Source organism: Streptomyces flaveus (genome assembly GCF_014647675.1).
GTDB classification, from domain to species: Bacteria; Actinomycetota; Actinomycetes; order Streptomycetales; family Streptomycetaceae; genus Streptomyces; species Streptomyces flaveus.
In genome coordinates this window covers 365,171-383,056 of sequence record NZ_BMPQ01000002.1, presented here as the reverse complement: position 1 = coordinate 383,056, position 17,886 = coordinate 365,171, and the positions used below count along the sequence as shown (strand labels likewise).

The window sequence follows — 17,886 nt, the reverse complement described above, 5'->3', positions numbered from 1 at the left end:
GAAAGGCACTGATGTGATCGCCAATCTCGTACAGCTGGCGACCGAGAGTGAGCAGAACCCGCTCATGCCTCCGGGTCCCGAGCTGCTCGTCGGCACCATCGCCTTCGCCATCGTGTTCTTCTTCTTCTGGAAGAAGCTCCTCCCGAACATCAACAAGGTTCTGGAAGAGCGCCGCGCGGCGATCGAAGGCGGCATCGAAGAGGCCGACGCCATGAAGACCGAGGCCCAGAGCGTGCTGGAGCAGTACAAGGCCCAGCTCGCCGAGGCCCGGCACGAGGCCGCGCGGCTGCGCCAGGAGGCGCAGGAGCAGGGCGCCACGCTCATCGCCGAGATGCGCGCGGAAGGCCAGCGGCAGCGTGAGGAAATCATCGCCGCCGGTCACACCCAGATCGAGGCCGACCGCAAGGCCGCGGCGTCCGCGCTGCGGCAGGACGTGGGCAAGCTCGCCACCGACCTGGCCGGCAAGCTCGTGGGCGAGTCCCTCGAGGACCACGCCCGGCAGAGCCGCACCATCGACCGCTTCCTCGACGAGCTCGAGGAGAAGGCCGAGGCGGCTCGATGACAGCGCACGGAGCGAGCCGCGAGGCAACCGCTGCCGCACGTGAGCGTCTCGACGCGCTGACGGACAACACGTCCGTGGACGCGCTCGCGCTCGCCGACGAGCTGGCCGCCGTCACCGCGCTGCTCGACCGCGAGATCAGCCTGCGTCGGGTCCTCACCGACCCGGCGCAGCCCGGCGAGGCGAAGGCCGAGCTGGCCGGACGGCTGTTCGGCGGCCAGGTCGGCGGGACCACCGTCGACCTGGTGTCCGGCATGGTGCGCTCCCGCTGGTCGCAGCCGCGCAACCTGGTGGACGCGATCGAGGAGCTGGCCAACACGGCCGACCTCACCGCGGCCCAGCAGGCGGGCACGCTCGACGAGGTGGAGGACGAGCTGTTCCGGTTCGGCCGGATCGTCTCCTCCAACACCGAGCTGCGTGCCGCGCTGACGAACCGCGCCGCCGGCACCGCCGCCAAGACCGAGCTGCTGCGCAGCCTGCTCGGCGGCCGGGCCAAGGCCGGGACCGAGCGGTTGGTCACGCGCCTTGTGACCGCGCCGCGGGGACGTAGCCTGGAGGCGGGACTCGAGTCCCTGTCCAAGCTCGCTGCCGAGCGCCGAGACCGCATGGTCGCCATCGTCACCTCGGCGGTCCCGCTGAGCGACCCGCAGAAGCGGCGCCTGGGTGCCGCCCTCGCGAAGCTCTACGGGCGTCCGATGCACCTCAATCTCGATGTCGACCCCGAGGTCGTCGGAGGGATCCGGGTGCAGGTGGGCGACGAGGTCATCAACGGCTCCATCGCGGACCGGCTCGAGGACGCCACTCGCCGCATGGCGGGCTGACAGCAACTCAATACACGTACCAATCACGCACGTACGAAGACAGGCAGTACTACGGCCCTGGTTGGGCCGTGCAGAGGATTCCTGGGGGTCGCCCCCAGACCCCCAAGTTGAAACTTCGGGCCCAACAAGGAGAGCAGGGAACCCAGATGGCGGAGCTCACGATCCGGCCGGAGGAGATCCGGGACGCGCTGGAGAACTTTGTCCAGGCGTACAAGCCGGACGCGGCCTCGCGCGAGGAGGTCGGTACGGTCACCCTTGCCGGCGACGGCATCGCGAAGGTCGAGGGCCTGCCCTCGGCCATGGCCAACGAACTGCTGAAGTTCGAGGACGGCACCCTCGGCCTCGCGCTCAACCTCGAAGAGCGCGAGATCGGCTGCGTTGTCCTCGGTGAGTTCAACGGCATCGAGGAGGGCCAGCCGGTCAGCCGTACCGGCGAGGTCCTGTCGGTCGCCGTGGGCGAGGGTTACCTCGGCCGCGTCGTCGACCCGCTCGGCGCCCCGATCGACGGCCTCGGCGAGATCGAGACGTCAGGCCGCCGCGCCCTGGAGCTGCAGGCTCCGGGCGTCATGGTCCGTAAGTCGGTGCACGAGCCGATGGAGACCGGCTACAAGGCTGTCGACACGATGACCCCGATCGGCCGTGGCCAGCGTCAGCTGATCATCGGTGACCGGCAGACCGGCAAGACCGCGCTGGCCGTCGACACGATCATCAACCAGCGTGACAACTGGCGCACGGGCGACCCGAACAAGCAGGTCCGCTGCATCTACGTCGCCATCGGTCAGAAGGGCTCGACCATCGCCTCCGTGCGTGGTGCCCTCGAAGAGGCCGGCGCCCTGGAGTACACGACCATCGTCGCCGCCCCGGCGTCCGACCCGGCCGGCTTCAAGTACCTTGCGCCGTACACCGGTTCGGCCATCGGCCAGCAGTGGATGTACGAGGGCAAGCACGTCCTCATCGTCTTCGACGACCTCTCGAAGCAGGCCGACGCCTACCGCGCCGTGTCCCTGCTGCTGCGCCGTCCGCCGGGGCGTGAGGCCTACCCCGGTGACGTCTTCTACCTGCACTCCCGTCTGCTGGAGCGCTGCGCGAAGCTCTCCGACGACATGGGCAAGGGCTCGATGACCGGTCTGCCGATCGTCGAGACGAAGGCCAACGACGTCTCGGCGTTCATCCCGACCAACGTCATCTCCATCACCGACGGCCAGTGCTTCCTGGAGTCGGACCTGTTCAACGCCGGTCAGCGCCCCGCGCTGAACGTCGGTATCTCCGTCTCCCGAGTCGGTGGCTCCGCCCAGCACAAGGCGATCCGCCAGGTCTCCGGGCGGCTCCGCGTCGACCTCGCCCAGTTCCGTGAGCTGGAGGCCTTCGCCGCCTTCGGTTCCGACCTGGACTCCGCGTCGAAGGCGCAGCTGGAGCGCGGTCAGCGGATGGTCGAGCTGCTCAAGCAGCCGCAGTACCAGCCGATGGCCACCGAGGACCAGGTCGTCTCCATCTGGGCCGGCACCACCGGCAGGATGGACGAGGTGCCGGTCGCCGACATCCGCCGCTTCGAGAAGGAGCTGCTCGAGTACCTGCACCGCAAGGAGCAGGGCCTGCTGACCTCCATCAAGGAGGGCGGCAAGATGTCGGACGACACGATCACGGCCATGAGTGACGCCGTCGCGGAGTTCAAGAAGCAGTTCGAGACCTCGGACGGCAAGCTGCTCGGCGAGGACACCCCTGCCGCTGCGGGCAAGTGACGACGGAAGGGACCTGACTCATGGGAGCCCAGCTCCGGGTCTACAAGCGTCGCATCAAATCCGTCACCGCGACCAAGAAGATCACCAAGGCGATGGAGATGATCGCCGCCTCGCGTGTCGTCAAGGCGCAGCGCAAGGTGGCGGCCTCCACGCCGTACGCGACCGAGCTCACGCGCGCGGTCACGGCGGTCGGCACCGGCTCGAACACCAAGCACCCGCTGACCACGGAGGCGGAGAACCCGACCCGCGCCGCGGTACTGCTCCTCACGAGCGACCGCGGCCTGGCCGGCGCCTTCAACTCCAACGCCATCAAGGCGGCGGAGCAGCTGACCGCCCGTCTCGAGCGCGAGGGCAAGGAGGTCGACATCTACATCGTCGGCCGCCGCGGTGTCGCCCACTACAACTTCCGTGAGCGCAAGATCTCGGAGCAGTGGACCGGCTTCACCGACGCGCCCTCGTACGGGGACGCGAAGAAGATCGCGGCCCCGTTGATCGAGGCCATCGAGAAGGAGACGGCGGACGGCGGCGTGGACGAACTCCACATCGTCTACACCGAGTTCGTCTCGATGATGACGCAGACGGCGGTCGACAGCCGCCTGCTGCCGCTCAGCCTGAAGGAAGTGGCGGAGGAGTCGCAGACCAAGGGCGAGATCCTTCCGCTGTACGACTTCGAGCCGTCGGCGGAGGACGTCCTCGACGCCCTGCTGCCGCGCTACGTCGAGAGCCGTATCTACAACGCGCTGCTCCAGTCGGCTGCCTCCAAGCACGCCGCCACGCGCCGCGCGATGAAGTCGGCGACCGACAACGCCGGGGATCTCATCGAGAACCTCACCCGGCTTGCCAACGCGGCCCGCCAGGCCGACATCACCCAGGAAATCAGCGAGATCGTCGGTGGCGCCAGCGCCCTGGCCGACGCGACCGCGGGGAGTGACAAGTAATGACGACGACAGTTGAGACGGCCGTTGCCACGGGCCGCGTCGCCCGGGTGATCGGCCCGGTCGTCGACGTGGAGTTCCCCGTCGACGCCATGCCGGAGATCTACAACGCCCTTCACGTCGAGGTGGCCGACCCGGCCGAGGCCGGCAAGAAGAAGATCCTGACCCTGGAGGTCGCCCAGCACCTGGGTGACGGACTGGTCCGTACGATCTCCATGCAGCCCACCGACGGTCTGGTCCGCCAGGCCCCGGTCACCGACACCGGCACGGGTATCACCGTCCCGGTCGGTGACTTCACCAAGGGCAAGGTGTTCAACACCCTCGGTGAGGTGCTGAACTCCGACGAGCGGTTCGAGGGCGAGCGCTGGCCGATCCACCGCAAGGCCCCGGCCTTCGACCAGCTCGAGTCGAAGACCGAGATGTTCGAGACGGGCCTGAAGGTCGTCGACCTTCTCACCCCGTACGTACGAGGCGGCAAGATCGGTCTGTTCGGTGGTGCCGGTGTCGGCAAGACCGTGCTGATCCAGGAAATGATCATGCGTGTGGCCAAGCTGCACGAGGGCGTTTCCGTGTTCGCCGGCGTCGGTGAGCGCACCCGTGAGGGCAACGACCTCATCGACGAGATGACCGAGTCCGGCGTGCTGGACAAGACCGCGCTGGTCTTCGGTCAGATGGACGAGCCCCCGGGCACCCGTCTGCGCGTGGCCCTGGCCGGTCTGACCATGGCGGAGTACTTCCGCGATGTGCAGAAGCAGGACGTGCTGTTCTTCATCGACAACATCTTCCGCTTCACCCAGGCCGGTTCCGAGGTGTCGACCCTGCTCGGCCGCATGCCGTCCGCGGTGGGCTACCAGCCCAACCTCGCGGACGAGATGGGCCAGCTCCAGGAGCGCATCACCTCGACCCGTGGTCACTCGATCACCTCGATGCAGGCGATCTACGTCCCCGCGGACGACCTGACCGACCCGGCCCCGGCCACCACCTTCGCCCACCTCGACGCGACGACGGTGCTCTCCCGTCCGATCTCGGAGAAGGGCATCTACCCGGCCGTGGACCCGCTGGACTCCACGTCCCGCATCCTGGACCCGCGTTACATCTCGCAGGAGCACTACGACTGCGCCATGCGCGTCAAGACGATCCTGCAGAAGAACAAGGACCTCCAGGACATCATCGCGATCCTCGGTATCGACGAGCTCGGCGAGGAGGACAAGCTCGTCGTCCACCGTGCCCGTCGCGTGGAGCGCTTCCTGTCGCAGAACACCCACGCCGCCAAGCAGTTCACCGGCCTGGACGGTTCGGACGTGCCGCTCGACGAGTCGATCTCCGCGTTCAACTCGATCTGCGACGGTGAGTACGACCACTTCCCGGAGCAGGCGTTCTTCATGTGCGGTGGCCTGGAGGACCTCAAGGCCAAGGCCAAGGAGCTCGGCGTCTCCTGAACTTCGTGTTCATGAAGGGGGGCGGGGCCGCCTCGCGGGGTGCGTCCCGCCCTTCTTCGTACGCCTACGCAGCATTACCCGGGAGATAACCCCCGGACCCCCAGCCGAGTGCTGGGTGGGGACCCCGCACTTTTGACATGCGGAGCCCTACTAGACTTACTTCCAACACCCGGCAGCAACCGCCGGGTGGTGACCCGAGGAGCCCACCTTGGCTGCTGAGCTGCATGTCGAGCTCGTCGCCGCGGACCGCAGTGTCTGGTCCGGCGAGGCCACCCTGGTCGTCGCGCGTACCACGTCCGGCGACATCGGCGTCATGCCCGGTCACCAGCCGCTGCTCGGTGTGCTGGAGTCGGGCCCGGTGACCATCCGTACGAGTGATGGTGGAACGGTCGTCGCTGCGGTGCACGGCGGTTTCATCTCGTTCGCGGACAACAAGCTGTCGCTACTGGCCGAGATCGCCGAGCTGGCGGACGAGATCGATGTCCAGAGCGCGGAGCGGGAGCTCGAGCGCGCGAAGGCGGAGGGCGACGAGTCCGCCGAGCGTCGCGCGGACGTCCGACTGCGAGCGGTGGCGGCACGCTGAACCCAGCGCGCCACTGGACATGACTCAGCCGCGGCCAGGACCGGAGCCTTCTCCGGACCGGGTCGCGGCTGCGGCAATGCGGGTGCTTTTTCCTTTTCCGTTACCTAGGAGACGAGGAGGTCGGTGTCGATGGTCCTCGCTCTGACTGTGTGCGGCTTGGTAATCCTTCTGGTGGCCGCCGGACTCTTCGCCTTCGGTGTGCGCCGCAGAGTGATCCAGCGTTCCGGCGGCACCTTCGACTGCAGCCTCCGCTGGAACACCGCCGAGAAGAGCGACACCAGCGGCAAAGGCTGGGGCTACGGCATCGCCCGCTACAGCGGCGACCGCATCGAATGGTTCCGCGTCTTCTCCTACGCCCCTCGCCCGCGCCGCATCCTGGAACGCTCGTCGATCGAGGTGGCAGGCCGCCGCGCCCCAGAAGGCGAGGAGGAGCTGGCGCTGCTCTCCGACGCGATCGTGCTCGCCTGTCTCCACCGGGGTACGCGCCTTGAGCTGGCGATGAGCGAGGACGCGCTGACCGGGTTCCTGGCGTGGCTGGAGGCGGCTCCGCCCGGACAGCGCGTCAATGTGGCCTAGGTAGTTACCTGAGGCCGTTGTTGATCGCCTTCACCAGCTCGCCGTTGCTGGTGTCACCGCTGAACTCCCAGAAGAACGCGCCGCCCAGGCCCTGTTTCTTGGCCCAGCTCATCTTGCCGAGGATCGTCGCCGGGGTGTCGTAGGACCACCACTCGCTGCCGCAGTGCGCGTATGCCGTGCCGCCGACCGTGCCAGTGGCCGGGCAGGACGTCTTGAGGACCTTGTAGTCCTCGAAGCCCGCCTCGTACGTGCCCGGGGCCGCCCCCGTCGCCGTACCGCCCGGCGCGGGCTGTGTGACGCCGGTCCAGCCACGGCCGTAGAAGCCGATGCCGAGCAGCAGCTTCTTCGCGGGCACGCCGAGCGACTTGTACTTGGCGATGGCCTCGGCGCTGGTGAAGCCCTTCTGCGGAATGCCGTTGTAGGGGATGAGCGCGGAGTGCGGGGCAGTGGGGCCGTTCGCCGCCCAGGCGCCGAAGAAGTCGTACGTCATCACGTTGTACCAGTTGAGGTACCGCGCGGCGCCCGCGTAGTCGGCGGCCTCGATCTTGCCGCCGGGGGAGGCGTCGGCCGTGACGGCGGCGGTGACCAGATACTTCGAGCCGAACTCGGTGCGCAGGGCCCGCATCATGTCCGCGTAGGCCGTGGCGTCGCTGGTGTCGCAGGTCAGACCGCAGGCGTTCGGGTACTCCCAGTCGATGTCGATGCCGTCGAAGACATCGGCCCAGCGCGGGTCCTCGACCAGGTCGTGGCAGGACCGGGCGAAGGCCGCCGGGTCCTTGGCCGCCTCGGTGAAGCCGCCGGACCAGCTCCAGCCGCCGAAGGACCAGAGGATCTTGATGTGCGGGTACTTGGCCTTCAGCTGGCGCAGCTGGTTGAAGTTGCCCTTGAGCGGCTGATCCGCGGTGTCGGCCTTGCCGCTCACCGAATTGTCGGCGGTGATCGGCATTTCGTAGTCGGCCCATGAGTCGCCGATCGCGCACTTGCCGTCGACGACGTTTCCGAAGGCGTAGTTGATGTGCGTGACCTTCGCGGCGGAGCCGGAGGTCACCAGGTTCTTGACGTGGTAGTTGCGGCCGTAGACGCCCCACTCGATGAAGTAACCGAGCTTGACCTTCTGGACCGGGGGTGGAGCGGTCGCGATGTCCACGGCGTCCGGGGCGGAGCTCGGGGTGGCGGGCTGGGCGGGGCCGGCGAGGCCGACCAGGGCGGCGAGCGGGAGCAGCAGGGTGGCGAACCCTGCCATGGCTCTGTGTCTGACTCTGAGGCCGAAGCGCATCCAGGGACTCCTCGGGGAGGTGAAGGAGATGAGGGCAGTGTGAGGGGGTGCGCTGGACAATAGAAAGGTCTGGACCACAGGTCAAGAGGTCCAGACCAATGAGGGTGGTGCTGTTACACGCCCAACTCCTGAGCCAGCACCGCCGCCTGCACCCGGCTGCGCAGCTCCAGTTTCCCCAGCAGGCGGCTGACGTGGGTCTTCACCGTGGCCTCGGCCATCTCCAGGCGGCCCGCGATCTCGGCGTTGGACAGCCCGTCGCCCAGGCAGGACAGCACCTCGCGTTCACGGCGGGTGAGGGACTCCAGGACCGCCGGGTCGGGCCCTGGATCCCGTACGGGCTTGGCGGCGAACTCGGCGATCAGGCGTCGCGTGACCGCGGGCGCGATCAGCCCCTCGCCGCGCGCGACCGTGCGGACCGCGTCGAGGAGAGAGCGCGCCTCGGTGTTCTTCAGCAGAAAGCCGGAGGCGCCCGCGCGCAGCGCCCCGAAGACGTACTCGTCGAGGTCGAAGGTGGTCAGTACGAGCACGTCGGCAAGGCCCCCGTCGACCACCTGACGGGTGGCCGAGACGCCGTCGAGGCGGGGCATCTGGACGTCCATCAGGACCAGATCGGGCCGCAGTTCACGCGCCAGCGCGACCGCCTCCTCACCGTCCGCGGCTTCGCCGACCACCTCGATGTCGGGCGCGCTGCGCAGAATGAGGACGAGCCCGGCGCGTACGGCGGACTGGTCCTCGGCAACGAGCACGCGGATCATTCGGTTCCTCCCAGAGTGGTCGGCAGGGTGGCGTGTACGGTCCAGATCTTGCCGTCGCGTGAGACGTCCGCGTCGGGCGCGCTCTCGGGCCCGGCCTCGAAGGTGCCGCCCAGCAGCGCGACCCGCTCCCGCATGCCGACGAGACCGGCGCCCGAGCCGGGGGCGCGCGGGCCGTCGCGGTCGCCGTACGGGCTGGTCACCCGCAGGCTCAGGGTGCTGTCCTGCTGGGCGAGCGTCACGGTGACCCGGCCGGGAGAGGCGTGCTTGAGGGCGTTGGTCAGGGACTCCTGGACGATCCGGTACGCGGCGAGCTCGACCGGCGCGGGGAGCTTTACGTGCGTGGTGTCGAGCGTGACGTCCAGGCCGTTGGCGCGGGCGGTGTCGACGAGTGCGCCGAGTCCGTCGAGGGTGGGGGCGGCCGAGGGCTCGGTGTCACCGCTGGAGTCCCGCAGTATCCCGATGAGCCGCCGCATCTCCGCCAGGCCCTCGACGCTGTTCTCCCGGATGATGCCGAGGGCGTCCTTTGTCGTGTCCGGGTCGTCGAGGGAGATCGCGGCCGTGGAGTGGATGGCGATGGCGGACAGGTGGTTGGCCACCATGTCGTGCAACTCCCTTGCCATCCGGGCACGTTCGGCGGTGACGGCCTGGGTGCGGTCGATCTCGGCGAGCAGGGCGGTCTGTTCGGCGCGCAGGCGCTCGGCGGCGGCGGTGTCGCGGTGGTGGCGGACGATCAAGCCGGTGGTGGCGGGTGCGAGTCCCACCACGCCGACGCCCACGCCGATCAGGATGGCCTCCGGCACCTGCCAGACCGCGACGGGCACCACCGCGGCGAGCACCGTGAGCAGCCCGGTGATCCAGGGGATGCGGCGGGCGGAAGCGGGGGTGCCGTACAGGACGGCCGCGTAGACGAGGTCGGTGAACAGCACGACGGTGGCCACGTTGCCCCGCGTGATCGTGTCCACGGTCAGCATGACGACCCCGATGAGCAGACCCGTACGCGGCATGGTCCGGCGCAGCAGCTCGCAGCCGGCCGTCACGACGAGCGGCAGCAGCGCCGCCCACTCCGGGGACCACAGGACGATCCCGTTGTCGCCCGCCGGGCGGGGGAAGAGGCCGAGGACCCAGAGCAGGAGCCCTCCGAGCAGCCCGGCCACCGCGATCCGCACGTCGTCGCGGTGCGGGCGGGGGAGTCGTACGGCCATGAATCCATCCAACACGGCGTAGGCGCCCGGCGCCTGATCCTGGGGAACGGTCCGCGGCTACATCGAAGGATGCAGTGCCGTTTCGTCACCGCCGACGACGATCCGGGCCGCTGCCGCCGGGAGCCTGGAACGGTGACCGAGAGGAGCGAACCATGATCGTCACACTCATCATCGTCTGTGAAGTCGCCTTCTGGGTGCTGCTTGCCGCGGGCCTGACCGCGCGCTATCTGCTCAAGATGCCGAGGACCGGCCTCGCCCTGCTGCTGTGCGAGCCGCTCCTCGAAGTCCTGCTGTTCACCGTCACCGCCATCGACCTCAAGAACGGCGCCGAGCCCGACTGGAAGCACGGCCTTGCCGCCGTCTACATCGGCTTCACCGTGGGCCTTGGCCACTCCATGATCAAGTGGGCGGACGCCCAGTTCGCGCACCGCTTCGCGGGCGGCCCGCCACCGGTGAAGCCGCCGAAGTACGGCTTCGCCCGCGCGGTGCACGAGTGGAAGGTCGCGGGCCGGTGGATTCTCGCGGCGGTCGTCGCCCTGGCACTGCTCCAGGCCGCGATCTGGTACGTGGGCTCCGGCGGCGAGACCGAGTCGCTGCGCACCTGGCAGTCGAGGATGCTGTTCGTGATCGGCATCAACCTGCTCATCCCGCTCGGCTACACGGTGTTCCCGAAGAAGGCGCCGTACGGCTACGCGGAGAAGTCAGCGCTCCCCACCCGGGACCCAGAGCACGTCCCCGACATCTTTGTTGGCGGAACGCGCAAGGATGAACAGTAGGTCGGAGAGCCGGTTCAGGTAGGTCGCCGTGAGCGGGTTCATCACCTCGCCATGCGCCTCCAGCGCCGCCCACGTAGACCGCTCCGCCCGCCGTACGACCGTGCACGCCTGGTGCAGCAGTGCCGCACCGGGCGTGCCGCCGGGGAGGATGAAGGAGCGCAGCTTCTCCAGCTCGTCGAGGAAGCGGTCGCAGTCCGCCTCCAGCTTGTCGATGTAGAACTGCTCGACGCGCAGCGGCGGGAACTCCGGGTTCTCGACGACGGGCGTGGACAGATCGGCCCCGACGTCGAAGAGATCGTTCTGCACGCGGGTGAGGACCTTCACGAGCTCCTCGTCCAGCCCCCCGAGAGCGATCGCCGTACCGATCACCGCGTTCGCCTCATTGGCGTCGGCGTACGCCGCGATCCGTAGATCGGTCTTGGCGACCCGGCTCATGTCGCCGAGGGCGGTGGTGCCCTGGTCGCCGGTCCTGGTGTAGATGCGCGTCAGATTGACCATGTGACCAGGTTAGTTACGCTCCGGCCTTCCGGAACACTCGTGTGCCCACTGTCACGGCGAGCGTCGTGAAGCCGACGGCCACGATCACGCCGTACAGCATTGACGAAGTCGCGTACGAGCCGATGTATGCGTCTCGTACCGCGTCGACCAGATAGCGCACCGGCATGAACCGCGAGAGCACGTCCAGCCAGCCGGGCGCCAGAGCCATCGGCAGCATCAGACCGGACAGCAGCATGGACGGCATCGCGATCGCGTTGATGGCGGGACCGAACTCCTGCGGAGTCCGCACCGTCATCGCGAACGCGCACGAGAGCGCGGCGAGCGACACGGAGAGCAGCGCCACGAAGGCGAAGCCGATGAGGACACCGACGAGCGGTGCGCGCAGGCCCATCACCAGCGCCGTGAGCACCAGCAGCACGGACTGGAAGACGAAGAGGAGGGCGTCGCGCAGTACCCGTCCGAGCAGCAGGGCCAGTCGGCTGACCGGTGTCACCCGCATCCGCTCGATCACTCCGGTCTGCTTCTCGATGATGATCGAGAATCCGCTGAAGGAGGCGCCGAACAGGCCGAGTTGAAGCAGCAGCCCGGGGACCAGCACCTGCCACGACGAGCCTTGCGAGCCCAGGGGCAGGTCGGTGAGCAGCGGTCCGAAGAAGAGCAGGTAGAGCAACGGCATGAGGATGCCGAAAAGCATCTGGAACCTGGAGCGCAGGGTCTGGCGGGCATAGCGGCCGAAGACCAGCGCGGTGTCGTGGGCGAGCAAGGGATGACTCCTGTACGGCGACTAGACGGCGACGGGGGTGGTGTCCTGGGGCGGGGCGCTGCGTCCGGTGATGGCGAGGAACGTGTCCTGGAGCGTGGCGTCGATCGAGCCGCCGTACTTGAGCTTCAGCGCGCTCGGCGTGCCCTCGGCCACCACTGTTCCCTTGTCGACGATCACCAGGCGGTCGGCGAGCGCGTCCGCCTCGTCGAGGTAGTGCGTGGTCAGGAAGACCGTCGTGCCGTACTCGTCGCGCAGTCGCCGCACCAGGTCCCACAGATCGGCACGGCTGCCGGGGTCGAGCCCGGTCGTCGGCTCGTCGAGGAAGAGCACCTCGGGCCGGTGCATCAGGCCCATCGCGATGTCCAGCCGGCGTCGCTGGCCGCCGGAGAGCGCCGCGCACTTGCGGTCCAGTAGCTCGGTCAGGTCCAGCTCCCGGGCCAAGTCCTCGGCGCGAGCGATCGCCTGAGGTTTCGTCAGGCGGTACAGGCGCCCCTGGGTGACCAGTTCCTCGCGTACGGAGATGGTCGGGTCGACGCCTCCGGACTGGGCGACATAGCCGGTCTTCTCGCGCACACGGCCGGGTTCGCGGACCAGGTCGCAGCCCGCGACCGTGGCCGCGCCCCCGGTGGGTGCGAGCAACGTGGTGAGCATCCGGAGCGTGGTCGTCTTGCCGGCGCCGTTGGGTCCGAGGAAGCCGACGATCTCGCCCGGCTGGACGGTGAGGTCCACGCCCCGCACCGCCTCCACCGGGCCCTGTTTCGTCTGGAAGGTCCGGGCCAGCCCGGCCGTGCTGATGATTGCCATGCGCCCAAGAAAAACAGAGTCGCTGAAATTTTGCAACGACACCAAAATTTCAGCGACTACAACAAAGCTACGATGGAGGCATGGCAGAGGGGCTCAGGGAGCGGAAGAAGCGGCAGACCCGGCAGCACATCTCGGACATCGCCACCAGGCTGTTCGTGGAGCGGGGCTTCGTGACGGTGACCATCGCCGAAGTCGCCGACGCCGCCGACGTCTCCGTCAACACCGTGTACAACTACTTCCCGGCCAAGGAGGACCTCTTCCTCGACCGCAGCAAGGGCATCGTCGACCGGCTTTCGCGGTACGTACGGGCCCGGGGTCAAGGCGAGTCGGCCGCCGCCGCTGTGCTGCGCGAACTGCGCGAGGAGGTCGAGGCCGTCTCGCCCAAGGTGGGCCTCATGGAGGGTTACGGCGACTTCCTTCGTGTCATTCACGAGGCGGACACACTCAAGGCCCGGCTGTGGCGCGTTCAGCAGGAGGCCCTGGAACACCTCGAGCAGACCCTCAGGGAGGAGACGGACGCGGCCCCCGACGACCCGCTGCCCACACTGATGGCGGGACAGATCAGCTGGGTCCAGTCCACCCTCATGGCCATGATCGGCCGCGAGATGGTCGCGGGCCGGAGGGCCGCCGAGGTGTCCCGTGAAGCCCTCGACCTTCTCGACGACATGGAGGACCTTTTGGGCGAGAAGGTCCTCAACTACGCCGTACGAGCGGCGGAATGACCCATGCCGGTGTGATGTCCGCCCTATGAGACGTGACGCGCATTACTAACTAGTCACACAGCCCTTCACGAGCGCTAAGGTCCGCCGGAGAGGCAGATATAAGCAGCGTGTTAAGCGGGTTAGGGGAGTCGGACTGTGGCACGGAAGCTTGCCGTCATCGGGGCCGGACTCATGGGTTCCGGTATTGCCCAGGTGTCCGCACAGGCCGGCTGGGACGTCGTCCTGAGGGATGTCACCGATGAGGCGCTGGCCCGTGGCACCGACGGCATCAAGGCCTCGTACGAGAAGTTCGTGAGCAAGGGGAAGCTGGACGCCGGTGCGGCCGAAGAGGCCTTGGGGCGCATCACCGCGACCACCGATCTCGACGCGGTCGCCGACGCCGACATCGTCGTCGAAGCCGTCTTCGAGAAGCTGGAAGTCAAGCACGAGATCTTCCGCGCGCTCGACAAACTGGTGAGGGACGAGGCCGTACTCGCGTCCAACACCTCCGCCATCCCGATCACCAAGATCGCGGCGGCCACCGAGCGCCCGGAGCGGGTCGTCGGCGTCCACTTCTTCTCGCCGGTCCCGATGATGCAGCTGTGCGAACTGGTGCGCGGCTACAAGACGAGCGACGAAACGCTCGCCGCCGCACGGGAGTTCGCGGAGTCGGTCGGCAAGACCTGCATCGTCGTCAACCGCGACGTGGCCGGCTTCGTCACGACGCGGCTCATCTCGGCGCTCGTCGTCGAGGCGGCGAAGCTGTACGAGTCGGGCGTGGCCAGCGCCGAGGACATCGACGTCGCCTGCAAGCTGGGCTTCGGTCATGCGATGGGGCCGCTGGCCACCGCCGACCTGACGGGCGTGGACATCCTGCTGCACGCGACGAGCAACATCTACACGGAGACCCAGGACGAGAAGTTCGCCCCTCCGGAACTGATGCGCCGGATGGTCGACGCCGGCGATATCGGACGCAAGAGCGGGCAGGGTTTTTACCCCTACTGACCTTCTGTCGTCCCTTACAGTGATCACCCTTCGGGGTGGTTTCGGTATCGGTTCGCTTACAGACGGCAACTTCTGCCCCGGTACAACAGTCAGTCCTGGCACAAACACAGGACACGGAAGAGCACGAAAGACGCTGAACACCAAACGCACTCTCGGGGAGCGCATATGCACATCAAGGGCGACCACGCCGAGCTGGTCGTCGGGGGCCGCCTCGACGTCGTCAGCGCGGCGGACGCCCGTACGGTCCTGCACTCGGCCGTCGACGACGGAGCCGGCGACCTGGTGCTCGACCTGTCAGAGCTGGACTCCTGGGACGCCACCGGACTCGGTGTCATCATGGGGGCCCACCGGCGGGCGGGGCGGTGCGGCCGGAGGCTTGTGCTGCGCGGCGTTCCGCCGCAGATGCAACGCTTGTTGGTGGCGACCCGGCTGCACCGGATCCTGGCGGTCGAGGGCGGCATCGGAGTCGAGTCGCTGCCCCGGGTGTGAGAGCCGGACCGCCGCCTCCAGAAGGAACGTACCGCCGCTTACTCGAACCAGCTTTCTCAAGGAAACGGACCGCCGTCTCCTGCATGAAAAGCACAGGACGCACAATCCTCATGAAGCTGTGACGTCTCGGACGACGCCGTACCCCGTCTGTTCGTAGATACTGTGTGAAGGTTTAGGGTTCGGCTGCTCGCTACCCTCACCAACCCGTGAGCGGGCACCGGACCAGAAGCGACAGCGCAGTGTGCAGCAGGCCGGGGGGCTCGGCACACAACGCTTTTGGGGGGCTTGGACCTATGGACCCGACGAACAACCGAGGACCCGAAGAGCTCGGCCGTGATGGTGGGGGCACCTCCCACTTGAGCGAATTCGAGAGTGGGGGAGGTCGTACGCCTCGACAGCGACCGCCGCGCGATCCGCTCACGCAGGCGCTCGCACCGGGAAGCGGCCAGGGCACACCGGCGCTGGCGCGCACCGTTCAGCTGGTGTCCGGTGACTTCCTGCTCACCGTCAATCCTGTCGACGGCAGCGAGATAGAGCTCTGCCCGCCGGGCGAGCGGCCGGGTAGACCGGTCAAGTTCACGCCCGCCGAGCGCGCCGAGCTGGCGCGCGCCGCGCAGCCGCCCGTACCACCGGGGCATGTGCAACCCAGGCTGCCGCTCCTGGAGCGGCAGGAGGAGCGTGAGCGGCTCGTACGCCTGCTTGCGCGCGGGCGCTCCGTACGGCTCACCGGGCCGTCGGGATCGGGCCGTACGGCGCTCCTGGACGCCGTCGCCGACGACTGCGCGGACCTCGCGCCCGACGGCGTCGTACGCCTCAGCGGCTACCGCCGCACGGTGAGCGATCTGCTGCACGACCTCTTCGCGGCCGTCTACAGCGCGCCGTTGTACCGGCCGGAACCGGACGAACTGCTCGCCCTCGTCCGTGAGATCGGCGCGGTCGTCGTCCTCGACGACATCGAGTTCGGCGGCAGCGCGCTCGACGAGCTGCTCGACGCGACACCCGAGTGCGCCTTCCTGATCTCCGCGACGCCCGAGGTCGCCGCGCCGTCCGCCGACTCCCTCCTCGAAGAGGTGTTCCTCGGTGGCCTCGGCCGGGCCGGCGGGCTCGAACTGCTCGAGCGTGCCGTGGGCCGCGTACTGACCGAGGACGAGGCGAACTGGGCGGGCGACCTCTGGTTCGAGTCCGAGGGACGGCCGCTGCGCTTCGTGCAGGCCGGTGCGCTGCTGCGGCAGCGCGACCAGCTGCGCGCCGATCCGAACGCCTTCGACGAGTTCGGCTACTACGAGGACGCGCCCGTGGACGCGCCCTTCGACGCCGAGGACGTCCAGGACGTACCGCTGCCCTCGCTCGCCGACGGCGCCGCGCCCGCCGCGCTGCTCGCCTCCCGGCTCAGCGAATCGGCGCGCGCCACGCTGCGGTTCGCCGTCGCGCTGGGCGGCGAGGTGCCGCACCAGGCGCATCTGCCCGCCCTCGTCGGGGACACGCACGCGGACGCCGCGCTCGCGGAGCTGGTCGGCTGCGCACTCGTCACGCCGGTCGGCTCGCACTACCGGCTCGCGGCGGGCGTACACACCCAGCTGGTCACCGTCGGGTACGCGTCCGACGCGGAGGAGAAGGCGAACACCGCCGCCCAGCACTACGCCTGGTGGGCCGGGCATCCCTCGGTCACCCCGGAGCGGGTCGCCGCCGAGGCGGACGCCGTGCTCGCGGCGCTCACCACGCTGGTGTCGGTCGCCCTGCCGCCGGTGGAGGGCGAGGAGGAGAACGCCGCCGTACAGCTGGCGCGCGCGGTCGCGCCCGCGTTCGCCGCGAGCCTGGACTGGGGTTCCTGGGAGCGCACGCTGCGGGCGGGCGCCGAGGTGGCCCGGGTCGCCGGTGAGGTCTCCGAAGAAGCCTACTTCCACCATGAGCTGGGGATACTGGCGCTCTGCGGCGGACAGTACGATCGGGCCCGCGCCGAGCTGGAATCCTCCGTCGGGCTGCGCGGCGCCGTCGCCGACAAGCGCGGTGCCGTCGCAGGCCGCCGCGCCCTCGCGCTGGTCGACGACCGTACGGGTGCCACTCCGGCGGCAGGGTTCGGGTCGATGGCGGGCGAGGAGGTGCCCGACGCCCGGTACGAGGAGTCGGCGTCGCCCCCCGGTGGCGTACCTGCCACGTTCGCTTCGGTGGCGCCGCCCACGCCCCAGCTCGCGACGGTGGTCACGCGTCGGACCGGACCTCCGGCGTCGCACCGGACCAGCGGCGTCAAGCGGCTGGTGCACGGCACCCGGCGCAATCTGGTGGCCGCGAGCGCGGGCGCGCTCCTCGTCGCCGTGCTCGGCACGGTGGTGACGCTCGGCGCGACCTCGAACCCCGACGACAACACCCCCTCGGAGCGGGTCGGCGTCAACCCGTCGGCCGGTCCGGGTGAGAACGGCGGCGGGCTCGGCGCGGACCAGCCGGTGAGGGACGACGACAGCAACTCGGACTCCACGAGCCGTCCGGCGCCCCCGGACCCGGGCGAGGACGGCATCGTGGGAACCGCGGACGATCCGACGCCGACTCCGAGCAAGAAGCCGTCGGAAGACGATCCGACCGGGACGAAGGACCCGGACGACCCGTCCGATCCGCCGACCGTCGACCCGCCGGACGACCCCACGCCGCCGGACGACCCGACCGTTCCGCCGACCGTCGACCCGCCGGACGACCCCACGCCGCCGGACGACCCGACCGTTCCGCCGCCCGACGACCCGCCGGACCCGCCCACGCCGCCGGACAACTCGGCCAGCGGCCCGGCGCCGGAGCTGCCCAGTACACCGGTGTCCACCCCGCCCGAGGAGACCACCGGCTCCGCGAGCGCTCCGGCGGACGGCGACGAGCCGACGCTGATATGACGGTGGTGACCTGACGGCGGTGAGCCGGCGGCGGTGATCTGAACAGCCGCGTACGACACGGCAGTTGTACGTCACGACGGAGGGCCGGGTCC

18 protein-coding genes are annotated in these 17,886 nt (G+C 69.0%); 12 read left to right on the top strand and 6 right to left on the bottom strand.

The genetic code is table 11. The features are described 5' to 3' along the window. Window positions 1–13: 13 nt before the first annotated feature. From IEZ21_RS04950 to IEZ21_RS04920, 7 genes are all read left to right on the top strand, one after another. The gene (locus tag IEZ21_RS04950) at window positions 14–562 is read left to right on the top strand and encodes a F0F1 ATP synthase subunit B (RefSeq protein ID WP_033323860.1); all 549 of its coding nucleotides are present in this window, start codon (window positions 14–16) and stop codon (window positions 560–562) included. Beyond that, complete coding sequence (locus IEZ21_RS04945) at window positions 559–1,380, top strand: F0F1 ATP synthase subunit delta (protein WP_189320639.1); 822 nt, start codon at window positions 559–561, stop codon at window positions 1,378–1,380. Before IEZ21_RS04950 ends, IEZ21_RS04945 begins: the two co-directional genes overlap by 4 nt. Window positions 1,381–1,526: 146 nt before the next feature. Next, a complete protein-coding gene (gene atpA, locus IEZ21_RS04940; RefSeq protein ID WP_189320638.1) occupies window positions 1,527–3,119 on the top strand; it encodes a F0F1 ATP synthase subunit alpha in 1,593 nt (530 codons plus the stop codon). Between the two features lie 20 nt (window positions 3,120–3,139). Then, window positions 3,140–4,057 (top strand): F0F1 ATP synthase subunit gamma, encoded by a 918-nt coding sequence (locus IEZ21_RS04935; protein WP_189320637.1) that lies wholly within the window; start codon window positions 3,140–3,142, stop codon window positions 4,055–4,057. After that, the gene (gene atpD / locus IEZ21_RS04930; protein ID WP_189320636.1) at window positions 4,057–5,493 is read left to right on the top strand and encodes a F0F1 ATP synthase subunit beta; all 1,437 of its coding nucleotides are present in this window, start codon (window positions 4,057–4,059) and stop codon (window positions 5,491–5,493) included. Before IEZ21_RS04935 ends, atpD begins: the two co-directional genes overlap by 1 nt. 208 nt (window positions 5,494–5,701) lie before the next feature. Beyond that, window positions 5,702–6,076, top strand: a complete 375-nt coding sequence (locus IEZ21_RS04925) for a F0F1 ATP synthase subunit epsilon (protein ID WP_033323867.1) — start codon at window positions 5,702–5,704, stop codon at window positions 6,074–6,076. 129 nt (window positions 6,077–6,205) lie between these two features. Beyond that, the gene (locus tag IEZ21_RS04920; RefSeq protein WP_033323868.1) at window positions 6,206–6,652 is read left to right on the top strand and encodes a DUF2550 domain-containing protein; all 447 of its coding nucleotides are present in this window, start codon (window positions 6,206–6,208) and stop codon (window positions 6,650–6,652) included. Between the two features lie 4 nt (window positions 6,653–6,656). On the opposite strand, the gene IEZ21_RS04915 is transcribed toward IEZ21_RS04920, so the two are convergent. The 3 genes from IEZ21_RS04915 to IEZ21_RS04905 form a co-directional block, all read right to left on the bottom strand. Then, window positions 6,657–7,895, bottom strand: coding sequence for a glycoside hydrolase family 18 protein (locus IEZ21_RS04915; RefSeq protein ID WP_506004878.1), 1,239 nt, complete (start codon window positions 7,893–7,895; stop codon window positions 6,657–6,659). Between the two features lie 146 nt (window positions 7,896–8,041). Next, complete coding sequence (locus IEZ21_RS04910; RefSeq protein ID WP_189320634.1) at window positions 8,042–8,683, bottom strand: response regulator; 642 nt, start codon at window positions 8,681–8,683, stop codon at window positions 8,042–8,044. Continuing rightward, on the bottom strand, window positions 8,680–9,885 hold the full coding sequence (locus IEZ21_RS04905; RefSeq protein ID WP_189320633.1) for a sensor histidine kinase: 1,206 nt from the start codon (window positions 9,883–9,885) through the stop codon (window positions 8,680–8,682). Before IEZ21_RS04905 ends, IEZ21_RS04910 begins: the two co-directional genes overlap by 4 nt. A 152-nt stretch (window positions 9,886–10,037) precedes the next feature. Here IEZ21_RS04905 and IEZ21_RS04900 point away from each other — a divergent pair, with 152 nt between their 5' ends. Continuing rightward, window positions 10,038–10,661 (top strand): hypothetical protein, encoded by a 624-nt coding sequence (locus IEZ21_RS04900; RefSeq protein ID WP_189320632.1) that lies wholly within the window; start codon window positions 10,038–10,040, stop codon window positions 10,659–10,661. Here IEZ21_RS04900 and IEZ21_RS04895 read toward each other — a convergent pair. Genes IEZ21_RS04895 through IEZ21_RS04885 form a run of 3 tightly spaced genes read right to left on the bottom strand, consistent with a single transcriptional unit; the run spans window position 10,587 to window position 12,726 of the window. Further along, window positions 10,587–11,159, bottom strand: a complete 573-nt coding sequence (locus tag IEZ21_RS04895; RefSeq protein WP_189320631.1) for a cob(I)yrinic acid a,c-diamide adenosyltransferase — start codon at window positions 11,157–11,159, stop codon at window positions 10,587–10,589. The two genes, IEZ21_RS04900 and IEZ21_RS04895, sit on opposite strands and share 75 nt — an antisense overlap. A gap of 13 nt (window positions 11,160–11,172) precedes the next feature. After that, window positions 11,173–11,922, bottom strand: coding sequence for an ABC transporter permease (locus IEZ21_RS04890; protein ID WP_189320630.1), 750 nt, complete (start codon window positions 11,920–11,922; stop codon window positions 11,173–11,175). A gap of 21 nt (window positions 11,923–11,943) precedes the next feature. After that, complete coding sequence (locus IEZ21_RS04885) at window positions 11,944–12,726, bottom strand: ABC transporter ATP-binding protein (RefSeq protein WP_189320629.1); 783 nt, start codon at window positions 12,724–12,726, stop codon at window positions 11,944–11,946. Between the two features lie 80 nt (window positions 12,727–12,806). Between IEZ21_RS04885 and IEZ21_RS04880 the strand changes: the two genes are divergently transcribed. The 4 genes from IEZ21_RS04880 to IEZ21_RS04865 all read left to right on the top strand — a co-directional run bounded on the left by IEZ21_RS04880 (window position 12,807) and on the right by IEZ21_RS04865 (window position 17,794). Beyond that, window positions 12,807–13,448, top strand: coding sequence for a TetR/AcrR family transcriptional regulator (locus IEZ21_RS04880; protein WP_189320628.1), 642 nt, complete (start codon window positions 12,807–12,809; stop codon window positions 13,446–13,448). A 135-nt stretch (window positions 13,449–13,583) separates the two neighbouring features. Beyond that, window positions 13,584–14,432, top strand: a complete 849-nt coding sequence (locus IEZ21_RS04875) for a 3-hydroxyacyl-CoA dehydrogenase family protein (protein ID WP_189320627.1) — start codon at window positions 13,584–13,586, stop codon at window positions 14,430–14,432. A 165-nt stretch (window positions 14,433–14,597) separates the two neighbouring features. Beyond that, window positions 14,598–14,921: an STAS domain-containing protein gene (locus IEZ21_RS04870; protein ID WP_033323891.1), complete on the top strand. Its 324-nt coding sequence runs from the start codon at window positions 14,598–14,600 to the stop codon at window positions 14,919–14,921. A gap of 293 nt (window positions 14,922–15,214) precedes the next feature. After that, entirely contained in the window at window positions 15,215–17,794 is a 2,580-nt protein-coding gene (locus IEZ21_RS04865; RefSeq protein WP_189320626.1) for an ATP-binding protein, read from the top strand. Window positions 17,795–17,886 lie beyond the last annotated feature (92 nt).

What these genes read in the sequence shown, in the direction of transcription:
- IEZ21_RS04945 (WP_189320639.1), top strand. Translation starts at nt 559, where the DNA reads ATGACAGCGCACGGAGCGAGCCGCGAGGCAACCGCTGCCGCACGTGAG.
- atpA (WP_189320638.1), top strand. Translation starts at nt 1,527, where the DNA reads ATGGCGGAGCTCACGATCCGGCCGGAGGAGATCCGGGACGCGCTGGAG.
- IEZ21_RS04935 (WP_189320637.1), top strand. Translation starts at nt 3,140, where the DNA reads ATGGGAGCCCAGCTCCGGGTCTACAAGCGTCGCATCAAATCCGTCACC.
- atpD (WP_189320636.1), top strand. Translation starts at nt 4,057, where the DNA reads ATGACGACGACAGTTGAGACGGCCGTTGCCACGGGCCGCGTCGCCCGG.
- IEZ21_RS04920 (WP_033323868.1), top strand. Translation starts at nt 6,206, where the DNA reads ATGGTCCTCGCTCTGACTGTGTGCGGCTTGGTAATCCTTCTGGTGGCC.
- IEZ21_RS04915 (WP_506004878.1), bottom strand. Translation starts at nt 7,895, where the DNA reads ATGGCAGGGTTCGCCACCCTGCTGCTCCCGCTCGCCGCCCTGGTCGGC.
- IEZ21_RS04910 (WP_189320634.1), bottom strand. Translation starts at nt 8,683, where the DNA reads ATGATCCGCGTGCTCGTTGCCGAGGACCAGTCCGCCGTACGCGCCGGG.
- IEZ21_RS04905 (WP_189320633.1), bottom strand. Translation starts at nt 9,885, where the DNA reads ATGGCCGTACGACTCCCCCGCCCGCACCGCGACGACGTGCGGATCGCG.
- IEZ21_RS04900 (WP_189320632.1), top strand. Translation starts at nt 10,038, where the DNA reads ATGATCGTCACACTCATCATCGTCTGTGAAGTCGCCTTCTGGGTGCTG.
- IEZ21_RS04895 (WP_189320631.1), bottom strand. Translation starts at nt 11,159, where the DNA reads ATGGTCAATCTGACGCGCATCTACACCAGGACCGGCGACCAGGGCACC.
- IEZ21_RS04885 (WP_189320629.1), bottom strand. Translation starts at nt 12,726, where the DNA reads ATGGCAATCATCAGCACGGCCGGGCTGGCCCGGACCTTCCAGACGAAA.
- IEZ21_RS04880 (WP_189320628.1), top strand. Translation starts at nt 12,807, where the DNA reads ATGGCAGAGGGGCTCAGGGAGCGGAAGAAGCGGCAGACCCGGCAGCAC.
- IEZ21_RS04870 (WP_033323891.1), top strand. Translation starts at nt 14,598, where the DNA reads ATGCACATCAAGGGCGACCACGCCGAGCTGGTCGTCGGGGGCCGCCTC.
- IEZ21_RS04865 (WP_189320626.1), top strand. Translation starts at nt 15,215, where the DNA reads ATGGACCCGACGAACAACCGAGGACCCGAAGAGCTCGGCCGTGATGGT.